The following is a 16,393-nucleotide window of genomic DNA, read 5'->3' on the forward strand; positions in this document are numbered from 1 at the left end:
GCATCGTAGGCGACCTACCCGGACCGGTCGGGATCACTCACCGCGGAAGCGGCGCCGGACGACGCCGACGATCCCTCCGCGCTCCTTGAGCGAGCGACGCCGGCCGTGGTGGCCGGGCCCGTCCGGACCGGTGGCGTCCGGGGCGGTGACGGCCTGCGCCTCCTCGGGCGCGACCGCTGCCTCCCGCTGCCGCTCCTGCTCGGCGCGGTGGGCGGCACGCTTCTCGGCGGCCGCCTGCTCACGGGCGTCGCGCAGCTCGGCGTCATGGGCCTCCTGACGGAGACGGCGGCGCTCGCCCGGGCCCTCGGCGAGACGGTAGAGCACCGGCACGATGAGCAGGGTCAGCAGGGTCGAGGAGATAAGACCGCCGATCACGACCACGGCGAGCGGCTGAGCGATGAATCCGCCGTTGCCGGTGATGCCGAGCGCCATCGGGAGCAGCGCGAAGATGGTCGCGGCGGCGGTCATGAGGATCGGGCGCAGACGCTTGGCGGCGCCGGCATGCAGCGCCTCGTCCAGGCCCATCCCGCGACGTCGGTACTGATTGACCAGGTCGATCAGCACGATCGCGTTGGTGACCACGATGCCCACCAGCATCAGCAGGCCGATCATCGAGGGCAGGCCCAGCGGCACGCCGGTGATGATGAGCAGGCCGAGCGCGCCGGTCGCCGCGAACGGGATCGACACCAGCAGGATCAGCGGCTGGATCAGGGACTTGAAGATCCACACCAGCAGCACGTACACCAGCAGGATCGCGGCGAGCATGGCGATGCCGAGCTGGCCGAACGTCTCGTCGATGTCCGCGGCGGTGCCGCCGACGCTGGCCTCGACGCCCTCGGGCAGGTCCGCATCCTCGATCGCGGCGTTCGCGGCCTCGGTCGCGGGAGAGACGTTCTCGCCGTCGGGCGCGAGCGAGACGGTCACCGTCTCCAGGCTGTCCTGGGTGGCGATCGAGGGCCGCGAGGCCACCTCGTCGATGGAGGCCACATCGGTCAGCGGCACTCCCCCGGCAAGCTCGATGTCCGTGAGCTCGTCGAAGGTCTCGATGCCGTCGCCCTGCTCGACGTAGATGCTCAGCTCGGTGTCATCGAGGGTGACGGTGCCGATGGCGCCCGGGTACATCTGCCCGGCGACCATGCCGATCACGGCCTCCTCGGTGAGCCCGAGCTGCGCCGCCTTCTCGCGGTCGACGGTGACGACCGCAGTGGGCTTGTCGGCCTCGAGGTCGCTGGTGACCTCCGTGACGCCGCTGGGGACCGGGTCGAGCTCGGCAAGGATCGCGTCGTTCGCGTCCTTGCGATCCTCGGCCGTGGGACCGGTGATGAGGATGTCGATCGAGCTGGAGCCCGTGGGCGAGGCGACGTCCGCCGCCTCGATGGTGCCGGCATCGGGCAGGTCCTCGAGCGCGGCGACCATCGACTCCTGCAGGGCGGTCTGGTCCGCATCGGGATCGGTGGTGATCGAGAAGCTGACCTCGTTCTCGGCGCCGCCGCCGCCCATGCCGAACTGGCCGCCGCCGATGGTGGTCTGGACCGTCTCGACGCCGTCGAGGTCCATCAGGGCCTGCTCGCTCTCCTCGGCCTTGTCCTCGGACTGCTCGAGACTGGTGCCCGCCGGGAGCGACTGGGTGAGCGAGGCGATGTTCTGTCCGGTGTCACCGAGGAAGTTCACGTTGACCAGCGGGTACAGGAAGGCGGTGCCCACCAGTACGAGGATCGCGGCACCCACGGTGAGCAGGCGGCGCGGCAGCGAGTCGGTGACCAGACGCAGCAGCGGCGCGTAGAGGCGGTGCAGCCAGGAGCGCTCCTCCGTCGCCTCGGCCTCCGCACGGATCCGGGCGACCTGCTCGGCGTCGTCGGGGTCCACGACCCCCTGGCTCTTCGGGGCGCGCAGGAACCAGTAGGCGAGCACGGGCACGATCGTCAGCGCGACCAGCAGCGAGCTGAGCATCGCGATGCCGACGGTCAGGGCGAACGGTCGGAACAGCTCGCCGGCCATGCCGGAGACGATCGCGATCGGCAGGAACACCACCACGGTCGCGAGGGTCGAGGCGGTGATCGCTCCGGCCACCTCGCCGACGGCGTCGAGGATGGCGCGCATGCGGGTCTTGCCGTAGGCGAGGTGGCGCATGATGTTCTCGATCACCACGATCGAGTCGTCGACCACGCGGCCGATGGAGATCGTCAGCGCCGCGAGGGTCAGCATGTTCAGCGTGTACCCGGTGACCAGCATGCCGATGAAGGCGATCAGCAGCGAGGTCGGGATCGAGATCGCGGTGACGACCGTGGGCCGCACGCGGCGCAGGAACAGCAGGATCACGCCGACGGCGAAGACCAGGCCCAGCAGGCCCTCCTCGGCGAGCGCGAGGATCGACTCCTGGATGAAGGGCGCCTGGTCGAAGACGATCGCGCTCTCGGCGTTCCCGCCGACGCCGGGGAGGGTGTCCGCCAGGACGTCGTCGACGCCGTCGGAGATGTCCACGACGTTGCCGTCGGCGGTGGCAGTCACCATGACCACGAGCGATTCGCGGCCGTCGGTGCGGGAGATCGAGGTGGGGTCCTCGGTGGTGCGCTCGACGGTCGCGACGTCGGAGAGGGCGACCGGGGAGGGCTGCTGGCCCGCCTGCTGCCCGTCGGCCGCATCACCCTCCTGGGGCATCAGCATGATGCCCTCGAGGCTCTCGAGGCTGTCGATGGACTGGCCGAGCACGACGTCCATGGTGCGGTCGCCGTCGGTCACGGAGCCGCCGGGCAGGGAGAGCCCGTTGGCGTCCAGCGCGGTGGAGATGTCGTCCTCGGTCAGGCCGTTCTCGGCGAGCTTCGCCTCGTCCGGGGTGATCTGCACGATCTCCTCGGGGGCGCCGATCACGGCGACGGAGGAGACGCCGTCCACGCGCTCGAGGTCGGGCGTGACCACGGAGTCCAGGCGGGCGCCGAGCTCGGAGGGCTCCAGGTCGGAGGAGACCGAGAGCACGACGGCCGGGAGGTCGCTCGTGCCGCCGGCCATGACGTCGGGGTCCGCGTCCTCGGGGAGGTCGTCGGAGATGCCGCTGAGGGCCGCTTCGATCTGGTTCGAGGAGCGTGCCGTGTCGGTGCCGTAGGTGAGCTCGACCGTGACGATGGAGACGCCGGCCTGCGAGGTCGAGGAGGTGCTCTCGACGTTCTCGAGCCCGCTGACGGCCTGCTCGACGGGACGGCTGATCCGCTCCTGGACCTGCTCCGAGGAGGAGCCGGGCGAGCTGGTCATCACCTGCACCTGCGGCAGCGAGACCGAGGGGATGAGCTCCTGGCGCATCGTCGTCATCGCGAAGGCGCCGATGATCGACACGGCGATGCACACCAGGGCGATGAAGGACCTGTTGTTCAGGCTCAGACGGGCAAGGCGGTTCATCCTGCTCCTCGGGAGATGCTGCGGGCGGGGTCGACACGGCGACATCCCGCGTCCGAGGGCACGGCACCGAGCCCTCCGACGCACTGTTCCATACGAGCCCGTATCGAGATATACGACCTCCGTAGGAGATTCGTCCCCCGGCCTGGGAAATACCCGACAGCCAGGTGCTCTCTGGCGGGGAGCCCACCGGCGGACGGCTCGTTGCACGCTGTGCGCAGTGGCGCCCGCCACCACGGACGAGCCCGGCACGAGGCTCCCGGTCGACACGTGTGCGCCGACGGGGCCGACAATGGGTCCGTGCCCGTCTCCGCCTCCGCTCCACCGCCCGTCTCCCCCGCTGCCGCGCGCCGGGCAGTGGACCGCGACATCCTCAGCCTGGCGGTCCCGAGCCTCGGCGCCCTGATCGCCGAACCGCTCTTCCTCATGGCGGACTCCGCCTTCATCGCCCGCGTGAGCACCGTCTCGCTGGCCGGGCTGGGCCTGGCCTCCGCGATCCTCACCACCGTCATCGGGCTGTCGGTGTTCCTCGCCTATTCCACGACGGCCTCGGTCGCTCGGGCGTTCGGGGCGGGCCGGCGCCGCGAGGCGATCGCCCGCGGGGTCGACGCCTGCTGGCTGGCGCTGATGATCGGCGCGGGCGCCGTGCTGGTGCTGCTGCTGGGCGGGGCCTGGATCCTGTCCCTGTTCGGCCCGTCGGCCGAGGTCCTCTCCGAAGCCGTCACCTACCTGCGGCTCAGCGCGCTGGGCGTGCCGGCCATGCTCACCGTGCAGTCCGCGACCGGGCTGCTGCGCGGCCTGCAGAACGCACGGCTGCCGCTCGTGGTCGCGGTCTCCGGCGCGGTGGTGAACATCCCGTTGAACTGGCTGCTGATCTTCGGACTGGACCTGGGGATCGCCGGCAGCGCGATCGGCACGGTCATCGCCCAGTGGGGCATGGCGATCGTGCTGCTCGTGCTGGTGGCGCGGGCGGCCCGCCACCACGATGTGCCGCTGCGCCCGCACCTGGGGCAGGTGGCCTCCGCGGGCCGCGAGTCGGTGCCGATGTTCGTGCGCACGATCTCCCTGCGGGTGGTGCTGCTGGCCGGCACGCTCGTGGCCACCCGGCTCGGGGACGTGCAGCTGGGCGCGCATCAGATCGCGCTGACCGTCTTCACCCTGCTCTCCCTCGCGCTGGACGCCCTCGCGATCGCCGGGCAGGCGCTCACCGGGCGGTTCCTGGGTGCGGCCGACGCCGTCGCCGTGCGCGCCGTGACCCGTCGGCTGATGCTGTGGGGCGTGGGCGGCGGCGTGGTCACCGGCGTCCTGCTGCTCGCCGCCAGCTACGTGATCCCGGGCCTGTTCACCCCGGACGTCGCCGTGCAGGAGAACCTGCGTGCGGCGCTGTGGGTGCTCATGGTCGCCCAGCCGGTGGCCGGATACGTGTTCGTGCTGGACGGGGTGCTGATGGGCGCCGGCGACGCCCCGTACCTCGCCAGGGTGGGCGTGCTCAATGCCGCGGTCACCCTGCCTTTCGCGGCGCTCGTGTACGTCTCCGGCTGGCAGGGGCCGTGGGCGCTGGCCGCACTGTGGGTGGCGTGCACGCTGATCTTCCTCATCGCCCGCGCGGTGACCCTGGGGCTGCGCGTGCGCGGTGACGCCTGGATGCGCCTGGGAGGGTGACGTGCGCCATGCTCGACGGTGGTACGCGACTCTCATCACGGTGACACGTTTACAGTGAGGCCAGCCTTGCCTAACCTCCAAGGTCTCCCCTGCATCAGCCTTCGCGTGCCGTCGCCTCAGAGGTCTCCGGCATGCCCGAGCACAAGGACCCCCGTGCACCTCTCCCGTCGTCGCCTCGTCACCACCGTCCCGGCCCTGGCCGCCCTCGCCTCCCTCGCGGCATGCAGCTCCTCCGCGAGCGAGCAGAGCTCCGGCGCCTCCGATGCGGGCGGCGGCGCGGTCGCGCCGGGCGCTCCCGCGGACCTGCCCGACGGCTGGACCTGGGTGGAGGGCACCGACGTCCCCACCGCCGACGCCTCCCCGTCGCTCCCGGTCACCGTGACCGACGGAACCGGCACCGAGGTCACCATCGAGGATCTCTCCCGCACCATCGTCGGCGGCGAGGACGTGGCCGACATGATGGCCGCTCTGGGCCTCGCCGACCTGATCTACGCCGCCCCCACCAACTCCGTGGCCCAGGCCGCTCTGGACGCTCCCGAGCAGTACGAGTTCTCCCAGCAGACCGGCACCGAGGGCCTGCTCTCGGTGGACGGCACCTGCTTCATCGGCAACAACGTCAAGCGTCACGGGGACGTCGCCGAGCAGTTCCGCTCGGCGGGGCTCTCCGCCGCAGTGGTCGACGACCAGCAGGCGGTGGTGGACAAGATCCGCAGCATCGGCGAGCTCATCGGGGACCCCGAGGCCGGCGAGGAGCTGGCCGCCGCGGTCGAGGCGCAGCTGGCCGAGGCCTCCGACTCCGCCGGTGACGGCGCCAAGGCGCTGCGGGTGCTGGTGGTGACCTCCTCCGGTGCGGGCGGCGCGAACGCCGTGGTGGGAACCGGCACCGCCGCCGCGGACATCCTCGAGGCCGTGGGCGCCGTGAACTGCGGGGTCGAGGCAGGGCTGCGCGGCTACTCCGTCGAGTTCAGCGACGAGGGCCTGCTGGACCTCGCCCCGGACGTCATCATCACCGGCACCGGCGACCTCGAGGAGTGGGGCGGCTTCGAGGGGTTCCTGGAGGCCTTCCCGACCCTCGCGCAGACCCCGGCCGGCCAGGCGAACAGCTTCGTGCTCATGCCCAGCGAGCAGATCAAGGTCTCCGGCTCCGCGGTCGGCGCGGGCGCCGTGGCGCTCGCGGCCGCACTGGCGGACCTCGCGGCGTGAAGCGAGCGCTCACCGAGCGCACACGCCGCGTCCCGCTGGGCGCGGCGCTGCCGGTGGTGGCCGTCGTGCTGGCGATCGCGATCGTGGTGGCCATCGGCTCCGGACCGATCGAGCTGACCCCGCGCACCGTGCTCGCGGTCGCCGGTCACGAGATCCTCGGCCTCGGCCCCGGCGCCGGGCCGCTCGAGACGACCGTGGTGATGGACCTGCGGATGCCGCGGGTCCTGTTCGGCGCGCTCACCGGCGCCGCCCTCGCCGTCTCCGGTGCGGCCCTGCAGAGCCTGTTCCGGAACCCGCTGGCCGATCCCGGCATCATCGGCGTGAGCGCCGGCGCCTCGACCGGTGCCGTGGGAGCGATCGTGATGCTGCCCCCGATCACCGGTGCCCTGGTGGCGTGGGTGGTGCCAGCCTCCGCCTTCGTCGGCGGCCTGCTCGCCACCGCCCTGATCTACGCGCTCGCCCGCCCGTCGGCGGGGACCGGCACCGCGCGCCTGCTGCTGGTCGGCATCGCCGTCGGCGCCGCGTTCAGCGCCGCGACCGGGTTCTTCACCTTCGCGGCCGACGACGACGAGCTCGAGTCCGTCGTGTTCTGGCAGATGGGCTCGCTGGGCTCGATCAGCTGGCTGCGCCTGGCGATCGTGACCCTCCCGGTTCTGCTCGGGCTGGGACTGCTGATGAGCCTCGCACGGCGGCTGGACCTGCTGACCCTCGGCGAGCGCCAGGCCAAGCACCTCGGACTGGACGTCAACTCCACCCGGCGCCTGGTCATCGTGATCACCGCGCTGCTCACCGGCGCGACCGTCGCCTTCACCGGCACGATCGGGTTCATCGGCCTCGTGGTCCCGCACATCGTGCGCCTGCTGTGCGGGCCGGGCCATCGCGCCCTGCTGCCCGTCTCCGCAGTGCTCGGGGCGCTGCTGATCGTCGTGGCCGACACCCTCTCGCGGGTGGTCGCTCCCCCGGCGGAGGTGCCGATCGGCCTGTTCACGGCGCTCATGGGCGCGCCGTTCTTCCTCGCCCTGGTGATGCGGTCCCGGGCGGTGCAGCTGTGAGCGCGCGTCAGCACGGCCCCGTGCCCCAGGACGGTCCGCCGTCGGGTCCCCGGCCCTCGCCCACTCCCTGCCTCGAGGTGCACGGCGCGGGGTTCACGATCGACGGCGCCCGACTGCTCGAGGACGTCTCCTTCACCGCCTCCCCCGGAGAACTGGTGGCGATGGTCGGTCCGAACGGGGCCGGGAAGTCCACCATGCTGGCGCTGCTGGCCGGGGACCTCGTGCCCACCACGGGAGAGGTCACCCTGGCCGGCATCGCACCGCATCGGTGGACGGCGAAGGCCCTGGCCCGCGAGCGCTCGGTGATGACCCAGCAGCACGGCCAGGCCTTCTCCTTCACCGTGCGCGAGCTGGTGGAGATGGGCCGCGCTCCGCACGACGCCTCCGACGAGGACGACGAGATCGTCGCCGCGGCCCTGGTCGATGCGGAGATCGCGGACCTCGCCGAGCGCGACGTGACCACGCTGTCCGGCGGCGAGCTGGCCCGCACGGTCTTCGCCCGCACCCTCACCCAGAGCGCCGCCATCGTGCTGCTCGACGAGCCGACGGCGCCGCTGGACCTGCGGCACCAAGAGCTGCTCATGCAGCGGGCCCGCGAGCTGGCCGACGAGGGGCGCTGCGTGCTGGTGGTGCTGCACGACCTGTCGCTCGCGGCCCGCTTCTGCGACCGGGTGGCGATGTTCTCGGCAGGACGGCTCGCCGCGCTCGGCGCGCCCGAGTCGGTGCTGACCCCGGAGCGGATCGAGGACGTCTACCGGCAGAAGGTCGCCGTCCTCGCGCACCCGGTCACCGGCCGCCCGCTCGTCGTGCCGGTCTGAGCAGACCCGCTCGGCAGCCCCGCCGGGTCCGAGCGACCCGGCGGGGACATGGCCGCTCGGGTCCGGTCAGGCCGGGTCACCACCAGCCGTCGTCGAACTCCACGGCCATTGTGCCGTCCTCGCCGACGGTCACGGTGCCCGAGACCGAGAACGAGGATTCGTCGGTCTCGTCGGTGGGCTCGTCGTCGGACCCCCAGCCCTCCTTCTGGTAGGAGTACGTGGCCGCGCCGGCGGACGAGGACGAGCCGAAGTACCAGCCCTCCTCGCCCTCCTCGACCTCCACCGTGGGATAGGAGTCGATCGTCCAGGAGCCGCTGTCCTCCACGACGCCGTAGGCGTAGGCGCGGAACGGGCAGCCGTCGGGGCTCTCCTCGGTGCTCGTCGCGCACTCGTCGAGCAGCGCGTCGACCTGGGTCTGGACCTCCTCCATGCCGGACTCGGAGAGGCTGTAGCCCGGGGCGGCGTACAGCTCGTACCAGTCGTCCGGATCGGCCGAGACGTAGGCGACGCTCTCGACGGCGGCGACGAGCTCGGAGGACTCCGGCAGCGTCACCGTGTACTGCCCGGGCAGCACGGCCGCCGGTGCGTAGTAGCCCTCGGAGGTGTCGAGATCGGAGACCGCGACCTCCTGGCCGTTGACCAGGAGGGTGGCCGCCCCGTCCGGGATCATCAGGGCGAGCGTGGCGTACTCGGTCTCGGCCATGGTCCAGTCCGGGAACACCACCGCGGTGCGTCCGCTGCGGTCGACCCGGTAGGTGCGCGTGGTGGTCACGCCGTCCTGGGTGACCTTCGCGGTGACGGTCGCGCTCTTCGAGCCGCTCTCCTCGGAGCCGACGATCTCGAAGTCGCTGATGCGGTTCTCCGCAGCGCCCGCGATGTCGTTGGTGAGCAGCGCCTGCTGCGCGGTGGGCACGTTCGGCGCAGCGATCTCGAGCGCCTGCTCGGCGTCGCCCGCCTGGACGGCGCCGAGGTAGGCCTCCACGCGCTTCTCCGGGGAGAACACGGTGTTCGAGAGGACCACGAAGGTGACGATCAGGCCGATGACCAGCACGATCCCGGCGCCGACGACGACCGCCCCGGCGAGGACCAGCTTCCGAGTCCTCGGGGACAGCGACGCGGCGGCCGCGGTGATCTTCCCGGTGGAGTTCCCGGCGGCGCCGGGCTCGGCGGTCGAACCGTCGGCCCCTGCAGCGCCACCGGCACCACCGGCACCAGCGGCACCAGCAGCACCCGCAGCACCCGCAGCACCCGCAGCACCCGCAGCACCCGCAGCACCCGCAGCACCCGCGAAGGAAAGTGCCCCGGCGGTGGCTCCGATCGGCATCGTGGCATAGCGCCCGGCGGCAGCGGTTCCGTCGGCCGACGTCGGCACGGCCTCGTGCGCCTGAGCCTGCCCGGCATGCTGGGCGGAGACGGTTCCGGCCTCGACGACGCCGTCGGCGTTGATATCCGTCGGGATCCCCTGCGCCGAGGGCGCGAGAGAGAAACCGCCGTCGGGTGCGGCCCCTGCGAGAGGTGCGGAGTACGTGAGAGGCCCGGAGCCGGCCGGACCGGCTGCCGAAGAGGCGCCCGCCGCGCCGACGGCACCCGAGGTCACGCCCGCGGCGGCGGGAGCCAGCGGCCTGCGGAACCAGGACAGTGCCGCGGACGGCAGGAACGGGGTGAGGAACGGGGCGACGAAGCGGCTCAGCAGCTCGACGATCACGCCGGCCATCATCGCCAGGAGCGGCGTCCACGCGGCCAGGCCCACGGAGGCCCCGATCCGCATGTCGCCGAAGAAGAAGCCCCCACCGGAGAGCCGGGCCGCGACGGACGCCTGCGAGAGCACCAGCAGCACGAGACCGCCGAGGAAGTACGCGGCGGGCAGCGCGATCCACGAGACTCCGAGCGAGACGACGTGATGCGGGACGATCCGGCGCTGATGCTGCCAGAGCAGGGAGGCGAGCAGCAGCGCGAGGCCGCCGAGGAGCAGCCCGCCGAGCCAGGTGTACCAGGGCAGGGAGAACATCGTCGCCCGTTCCGTCCCGTTCATCCCGTCCATGAGGTAGCTCAACGCGCCCGCACCGTCGATGTTCGCGGTGGCCGCGGACAGCATGTCCAGACCCGTGACGAACGACAGGACATGGCCACCGATCAGCGGCAGCAGCAGGAGCACGTAGATCATCGGAGGCGTCTCGCCGTCGATCAGTGCCTGGATGGTGCTGACGATGGTCACCCCGCACAGGCCGAGCACGGTGACGATCAGGGCGTGGGAGACGGCGAGCTTGAAGGCGGCCGGGAGGTCCGCGACCAGCGGCCACCAGCTCCGGCGCGCGCGCACGGTGAGCCGACCGAGGGCGAGCGACAGGGTGATCAGGGCGAAGGCGCCGAAGAAGGTGTCGAATCCGGCTGCGTGCAGACTGATCGAGGCACCCGCCTCGGCCGGGACGCGCTCGGCGAGGATGAAGGCGGAGAGCACGGTGAACAGCGCCACCCCGAAGCCGGTGAGGACCGACGTGGTCCAGATGCCGAGGAGACCGGCCCGCTGGCGCTTCTGCACGAAGCGCCCGCCGTAGAAGGCCAGCAGCACCATGACCAGGGTGATCCCGAACGGGAGGATGCGGAGACCCGCTCCGAAGCTCACGCCCTCGATGGTGCCGTCGACGTCGAAGGACCCGAAGGTCGCCATGGCGACGAGCTGGAAGGGCAGGCGCAGCAGGGAGGCGACGCCGCTCCCCGCCTCGGCCTGGTCCATGTCCACGGACTCCAGCGCCGAATCCACCGGGTTGCCCAGACCGTTGACGACGATGGCGACCACCGACAGCACCACGGCGACGATTGCCATCAGGAACGCCCCGGCGTATGCGATGGCGCCCACGGCCAGGGACTGCAGCGGATTGACCAGGCCGACCTCGCCGAGCTTCCGGGTGATCTCCTCGGGCGTCATGCCGGGGGCTGGCGCGGCGGGGGCGGTGTGCTCGGCGGAGGTGGGGCCGGCGGCGCCCTGCGGGGCGGGCGACCCCGCCCAGGCCGACGAGCCGTAGGGCGCCGGCGAAGCCTGTTGCGGAGCCGACGATCCGTAGGGTGCCGGCGATCCATAAGGGGCGGGCGAGGCCTGTTGCGGAGCCGGAGACCCATAGGGTGCCGACGAGCCGTAGGGTGCGGGTGACCCATAGGGTACGGGCGATCCATAAGGGGCGGGTGACTCATACGGCGCCGACGCATTCTGCGGAGCCTGTTCCGGCGGAGTCGACGGTGGATACTGCGGCGACTGCCCTGCGCCTCCGTCGTGCTGCGGCGGATCCTGCGGACCCTGCTCCTCACCAGGCACAGTCATGTGCTTCCCCTCCGGGTCGTCGAATGTCTCGAATCGACGTGGTCCCCAGAGCTGGCCCGTCGGCAGCACCCGTCGCACTCTCGTACTCAGGTTTTATCCGGATGGCCCCCACGCCGCTCTCAGGTTATCGACAGACGACCAGAAGGCCAAGGGGTCACCGCCCGATGGGACGCGCTCCTCACCCTCGCTGTGGCAGCGCTGACGGCGGGACAGCTGGCAGGGCTGGCAGCGGGGGACGAACAGGTGCGGGAGCGGGCGGCGCGAACGGCGCGAACGCTGCGAACGGCGCGAAGCCTGAGGCGTGGGGCGGTGAGCCTCAGCGCGTCCAGAGGTCCCGAGGATCCGAGCCAGCCCGGAACCCGACGCTCTCGACCATGGCGACGGCCTCGGGGAAACCGTGGGCGAGGCTGTGCGGAGCATGCGAGTCGCTGCCGAAGCTGATCGCGCGCCCGCCCTCCTCGCTCCACCACTGCGGCATCCAGGGCCACAGTCGGCGCGTGTTCATCTCGAGCGCCCGTCCGCTCTCGGCGATCGCACGCATCGCCGCCCGGAACTCCTCCTCGACATCCCGGGGGTCGAGGGGGCCGCGGGCCTCCTCCGGCCAATACCGCAGGGCGTAGTCGAGGTGGGTCACGACCTCGAAAGGCTCGTCACCCGCCACCAGGGCCGGGATCTCGGCGAGGTAGCGGCGGACCACCTCGTCGGCCGGAAGTCGGCGGAACAGGGTGTTCGGCTCGGCCCGACGGCCCTCGAACTCGAGGGTGTGCAGAGAGCCGATGATCCGGTCGAAGCGCGAAAGGTCGAGCTGCCGGCGAGCAGCCCCGACGCGCAGGTGGGGCTGGCCGAACTCGAGGCCCGTACCGATGCGCAGCTGCGGGTAGGCCGCACGGCAGCGCTCGATGCTCTCGAAGTAGCCGTCCACGTCGAAGCGCGGGACAGTGACGATCCCGTCGTCCCCGAGCAGATGGGCCTCGTGTGCGCCGAAGTCCTCGGAATCGCTGAACCAGGCGTCCTCGAGGTCGAGGTGCTCGGTGAAGAACAGGGCAGGCAGGCCGATGCGCACGGCGCGAGCGCAGGTGGCGTCCATGGTGCCGCGAGCATCGGAGTCGGGGCCGCCCGTGTCCCAGGAGAACTCGCTGTGCACGTGGCTGTCGGCGGGGAGGTTCATGGGTCCAGCCTGCCATGACGCGGTGCTCGTGGACACGGTGCTCGTGGAGACGGTGCTGGTGGACACGGTGCTGGTGCCCAAGAACCGGGGCAGCTCGCCGCGCCCTCTCTGCCTCGCCACAGGCCGGGCCGGGCCAGGCCGGGCCAGGCCAGGCCGGGCCGGGCCAGGCCGGGCCAGGCCAGGCCGGGAGCAAATGTGAGCTGTGGACCTATCCGCTCGGGCTGGATAGGTCCACAGCTCACATTTGTCGCGTGAGGCCGTGCCGCGTCGGGCGGCAGGCGTCGGAGGGCCGGTTTGCTGCGCGAGGCCGTGCCGCGTGAGGCCGTGCCGCGTCGGGTCGTGCTGCGTCGGGTCGTGCCGCGTCGGGCGTCGGGAGGCAGGCGCCTGGTGTCGGGTGTCAGAGGGCGGCTGGGGCTTCGACCTCGGCGCGCACCTCGCGGGTGGCCTGGACGAGGTGGCGCAGGCTGGCCTCGGTCTCGGCGTAGCCGCGGGTCTTCAGGCCGCAGTCGGGGTTCACCCACAGCCGCTCCGGGCCCACGGCCGCGCGGGCGCGGCGCAGCTGGTCGGCGATCTCCTCGGCGCCGGGCACGCGCGGGGAGTGGATGTCCCAGACGCCCGGGCCGATGCCGCGGGGGAAGGCACCGGGGTCGATCGCCTCGAGGATCTCGCCGCGGGAGCGGGCCGACTCGATCGAGGTGACGTCGGCGTTCAGGGCGTCGATCGCGCCGACCACCACGTTGAACTCGCTGTAGCAGAGGTGGGTGTGGATCTGCGTGGCCGCCTCGACCCCGGAGGTGGCCAGGCGGAAGGAGCGCACCGACCAGTCGAGGTAGTCGTCGTGCTCGGCCGTGCGCAGGGGCAGCAGCTCGCGCAGGGCGGGCTCGTCGACCTGGACGATGCGGATCCCGGCGGCCTCGAGGTCGGTGACCTCGTCGCGCAGGGCGAGGCCCACCTGGGCGGCGGTGTCGCCGAGGGGCTGGTCGTCGCGCACGAAGGACCAGGCCAGGATGGTGACGGGGCCGGTGAGCATGCCCTTGACGGGGTGCGGGGTGAGGGACTGGGCGTAGGTCGACCAGCCCACCGTGATGGGGGCGGGGCGGTGCACGTCGCCGAACAGGATCGAGGGGCGGGTGCAGCGGGAGCCGTAGGACTGCACCCAGCCGTGCTCGGTGGTCGCGAAGCCCTCGAGGTTCTCGGCGAAGTACTGGACCATGTCGTTGCGCTCGGGTTCGCCATGGACGAGGACGTCCAGCCCGATCTCCTCCTGCAGGGTGATCACGCGGGCGATCTCGTCCTTCATGGCCTGCTCGTAGCCGGCGTCGTCCAGCGTGCCCCGGCGATGCGCTGCACGTGCCGCGCGCACCTCTCCGACCTGCGGGAACGAGCCGATCGTGGTGGTGGGCAGGTCCGGCAGGCCGAGGGTGCGCCGCTGCGCCTCGGCGCGGACGGCGTACTCGTCGCGCTCGGTGTCGGCCGGTCCGGCCGCCGCGACGCGCTCCCGCACGGAGTCCACGCGCACGCCGTCGAAGGTGCGCGGCACGGACCGAGGACCGTCCACGGAGCCGGCCTCGACCTGGCCGCCGGCCAGGGTGACGATCTCCGCGATCTTCTCGTCGGCGAAGGCGAGGGTGGCCACGAGCTCCGCGGCCAGCGAGGTCTCGAGCTCCAGCGTGTGCGGGACGTGCTGGAGGGAGACGGAGGTGGACACGGAGATCGTGTCGGCCGCTCCCCCGGCCTCGGCGACCCGTGAGCGCAGCTCGGCCAGGCGCGCGGCGGCCGTGGGCAGCTCGGTGCGCCACACGGAGCGGCCCTCGACGAGACCCGCGACCAGCTGGGTGGAGCCGATGCCGGCGAGCTGGTCGGTGGTGGGCAGGTCGCCGCGGGTGAGGTCGATGTGCGCCGCTTCGACGCCGGTGGCCAGCAGTGCGGGAAGGAGGTCCCCGATGCCGCCGTAGGGCGTGGTGACCAGCAGCTGCGGGCGGTCGGCGCCCTCGGCGAGGCGGCCGACGGAGCGCTGCAGGGCGTCGGCCAGCTCGGTGGCGGACAGGCGCTGATCGGCGGCGAGCGCGGGCTCGTCCAGCTGCACCCAGGGCGCTCCGGCGGCGGCGAGCTGCGCGAGCAGCTGCGCATACACGCCCACGACGTCGTCGAGGCGCTCGAGCGGGTCGAAGCCCTCGGGCGCACCGTCCTGCGCCTTGGCCAGCAGCAGCAAGGTCAGGGGGCCGACCAGCACGGGGCGGGTGCCGGCGCCGTCCTCGAGCGATTCGCGGAAGAGGTCCACCACGCGGGCGGAGGCGAGGTGCAGGTCGGTGTCCGGGCCGATCTCGGGGACCAGGTAGTGGTAGTTGGTGTCGAACCACTTGGTCATCTCCAGCGGCGGCTGCTCGGCAGTGCCGCGGGCGAGCGCGAAGTAGCCGTCGTCGTCGACCGTGCCGTCGGCCCCGATCACCGAGGCGAAACGGTCCGGGACGAGGCCCACGGCGAGCGCGGCGTCGAGCACCTGGTCGTAGAGGGAGAACGACTCGGGTGCGGCGGCCGCGGCGGAGAGGCCGAGCTCGGCGAGGCGGGCACGGGTGGCGCGGCGCAGCTCGCGGGTGCGGCGGGCGAACTCGGCATGGTCGATGCGACCGGCCCAGTAGGCCTCCTCGGCCTTCTTCAGCTCACGGCCCGGGCCGATCCGGGGGTAGCCGACGGGGGTCGCGGCGGGAAGCGGGGTGGTCTGGGCGGTCATCGGGTCTCTCCTTGGGTGGTGGACCAGCGGTCCAGGTCGAGGTGGTCGAGCACGTCGAGCGCGTCGCCGTGGGAGTTGAAGGTGAACAGGTGCAGTCCGGGGGCGCCGGCGTCGAGCACCCGACGGGCGAGGTCGACGGTGAAGCGCACGCCGATGCGGCGTCGCTCGACGTCGTCGGAGGCGATCTCCAGCTGGTGGAGGAGGTCGCGCGGCGCCTCGACGCCGCTCATCTCGGCCAGGCGCTCGAGACGTCGAGGATTGGTGGCGGGGACGAAGCCGGGCACGAGGGGCAGACGGATGCCGGCGGTCTGCGCCCGCTCCAGCAGCCGGCAGTAGGCGGAGGCGTCGAAGAACACCTGGGTGATCGCGAAGTCCGCGCCGGCCCGCTCCTTGGCCACCAGCACTTCGGTGTCGTGGCTGGTGGTGGCCGATTCGGGGTGGCGGTGAGGGTAGGCGGCGACCCCGATGCTCACGCGACCGCCGGCCAGGGTGGCGGTGCGCTCGCGCTCGATCTCGCGGATCAGCTCGACCAGCGGGCGGGCGAAGGGGATCTCGTCGTCCTCGAGCCGGTGCCCCTCGGGCTGGTCTCCGCGCAGGGCGAGGATGCCGCGCACCCCACGGTCCAGCAGAGCATGGATGATCGTGGTCAGCTGGGCCCGGGTGGAGCCGATCGAGGTGAGATGCACGAGCGGTCGCAGCGCGGTCTCGGCGAGGACGTGCTCGGTGACCTCGAGGACCCGTGCGAGGTTGCCGTGGCCGGCCCGGCTGGTCACGGAGACGTAGTCCGGCGCGGTGGCCTCGAGGTGGCGGATGGTCTCGCGGAGCCGCTCGAAGGACACGTCCGACCGCGCCGGGAACAGCTCGTAGCTGAGCGCAGGACGGTGGCGCACCGGGGCGGTGCGTTCGAGCTCGGGCAGCGTGGTGGTCGCGGACATGCCCGGAAAGCTACGGTCGCGCCCGGCACGAAGGGAAGGAAGATGTTCCCGTATGAACCCCCGCGAAGCAGGACTCGACCGGCCGATGCGCAGGGGTCATCCGGGATCATGCACGGCGGCC

The 16,393-nt window shown here is 72.2% G+C and carries 9 protein-coding genes; 4 read left to right on the forward strand and 5 right to left on the reverse strand.

Annotated features, from left to right (window positions below; genetic code table 11):
* Window positions 1–33: 33 nt before the first annotated feature.
* Window positions 34–3,390: an efflux RND transporter permease subunit gene (locus CIK71_RS02380; protein WP_096163581.1), complete on the reverse strand. Its 3,357-nt coding sequence runs from the start codon at window positions 3,388–3,390 to the stop codon at window positions 34–36.
* A 297-nt stretch (window positions 3,391–3,687) separates the two neighbouring features.
* Here CIK71_RS02380 and CIK71_RS02385 point away from each other — a divergent pair, with 297 nt between their 5' ends.
* The 4 genes from CIK71_RS02385 (at window position 3,688) to CIK71_RS02400 (ending at window position 8,122) form a co-directional block, all read left to right on the forward strand.
* Window positions 3,688–5,049, forward strand: coding sequence for an MATE family efflux transporter (locus CIK71_RS02385; protein ID WP_377802354.1), 1,362 nt, complete (start codon window positions 3,688–3,690; stop codon window positions 5,047–5,049).
* A gap of 153 nt (window positions 5,050–5,202) precedes the next feature.
* The gene (locus tag CIK71_RS02390) at window positions 5,203–6,252 is read left to right on the forward strand and encodes an ABC transporter substrate-binding protein (RefSeq protein ID WP_245857262.1); all 1,050 of its coding nucleotides are present in this window, start codon (window positions 5,203–5,205) and stop codon (window positions 6,250–6,252) included.
* Window positions 6,249–7,304 (forward strand): FecCD family ABC transporter permease, encoded by a 1,056-nt coding sequence (locus CIK71_RS02395; RefSeq protein WP_241964062.1) that lies wholly within the window; start codon window positions 6,249–6,251, stop codon window positions 7,302–7,304. Before CIK71_RS02390 ends, CIK71_RS02395 begins: the two co-directional genes overlap by 4 nt.
* On the forward strand, window positions 7,301–8,122 hold the full coding sequence (locus CIK71_RS02400; protein ID WP_245857263.1) for a heme ABC transporter ATP-binding protein: 822 nt from the start codon (window positions 7,301–7,303) through the stop codon (window positions 8,120–8,122). The genes CIK71_RS02395 and CIK71_RS02400 overlap by 4 nt, the downstream gene beginning before the upstream one ends.
* Before the next feature lie 76 nt (window positions 8,123–8,198).
* Here the strand turns inward: CIK71_RS02400 and CIK71_RS02405 are convergent, their stop codons facing one another.
* The 4 genes from CIK71_RS02405 to CIK71_RS02420 all read right to left on the reverse strand — a co-directional run bounded on the left by CIK71_RS02405 (window position 8,199) and on the right by CIK71_RS02420 (window position 16,272).
* Window positions 8,199–11,048, reverse strand: a complete 2,850-nt coding sequence (locus CIK71_RS02405) for a hypothetical protein (protein WP_096163583.1) — start codon at window positions 11,046–11,048, stop codon at window positions 8,199–8,201.
* A gap of 706 nt (window positions 11,049–11,754) precedes the next feature.
* Window positions 11,755–12,606: a PHP domain-containing protein gene (locus CIK71_RS02410; RefSeq protein WP_096163584.1), complete on the reverse strand. Its 852-nt coding sequence runs from the start codon at window positions 12,604–12,606 to the stop codon at window positions 11,755–11,757.
* A 397-nt stretch (window positions 12,607–13,003) separates the two neighbouring features.
* Window positions 13,004–15,337, reverse strand: coding sequence for a 5-methyltetrahydropteroyltriglutamate--homocysteine S-methyltransferase (gene metE / locus CIK71_RS02415; protein ID WP_096163585.1), 2,334 nt, complete (start codon window positions 15,335–15,337; stop codon window positions 13,004–13,006).
* Window positions 15,334–16,272 carry a methylenetetrahydrofolate reductase gene (locus CIK71_RS02420; protein ID WP_096163586.1) on the reverse strand — a complete coding sequence of 313 codons (939 nt, stop codon included), beginning with the start codon at window positions 16,270–16,272 and terminating at the stop codon, window positions 15,334–15,336. Before CIK71_RS02420 ends, metE begins: the two co-directional genes overlap by 4 nt.
* Window positions 16,273–16,393 lie beyond the last annotated feature (121 nt).

The organism is Brachybacterium alimentarium (assembly GCF_002332425.1).
GTDB lineage: Bacteria > Actinomycetota > Actinomycetes > Actinomycetales > Dermabacteraceae > Brachybacterium > Brachybacterium alimentarium.